This window comes from Photobacterium sanguinicancri, assembly GCF_002265265.1.
Taxonomy (GTDB): Bacteria; Pseudomonadota; Gammaproteobacteria; order Enterobacterales; family Vibrionaceae; genus Photobacterium; species Photobacterium sanguinicancri.
Genome location: NZ_NOIF01000421.1, coordinates 1 through 588 on the forward strand (window position 1 = coordinate 1; position 588 = coordinate 588).

The window sequence follows — 588 nt, forward strand, 5'->3', positions numbered from 1 at the left end:
TCGTCGGCTCGGAGAGGTGGAGAAGAGACAGAAATGGATAAGAGGGGTTTTTCCCGTACCATTTTCACCATAAAGCCCAGTTAATTTATCACCAAACTCTAATAGACCAGAGCCCCAGCCATTTACACCACTAGGCTTAACTTCCAAACTAATTAGCTTCATAGATATCCTGTTCCAACTTCCACTCTGTGGTTAAATTTCGATACTCACGCTCAATCATTTTAAGACTTAAAGCTAAAGATGAATATTCATTAACTGCTTTTTTTATTACCTTATTTCCGAGTGCCGTTGATAATATTTTATTTGTTCTCCTATCAACCTCTACCAAATTAGCTTGCTCTAAAAACGAAAGGGCTTTAGCTGTTCTCATTCTTAAATTTGCAGACCAAGAAAGGTTATATTTAGCACTCTTATAGCCTGGTATAGATCCTTCTATACATGAACCAACAATATTTCCAATTTGCTGAGTTCTTGGCTTAACTCTACCTTTACTTATCATAAGAATACATAAAGAAATAAAAGGCAATTGAAACAAAGCGTCATTACTCAAATGAACTGGTGGTTTCAAATCCACATCGCCAATATCAA

Annotated in this window: 1 protein-coding gene; it reads right to left on the reverse strand. The window is 36.2% G+C overall.

Annotated features, from left to right (window positions below):
- Window positions 1–148: 148 nt before the first annotated feature.
- Window positions 149–588, reverse strand: a 440-nt coding sequence (locus tag ASV53_RS25725) for a hypothetical protein (RefSeq protein WP_094959029.1), incomplete at its 5' end; no start/stop codon positions are given.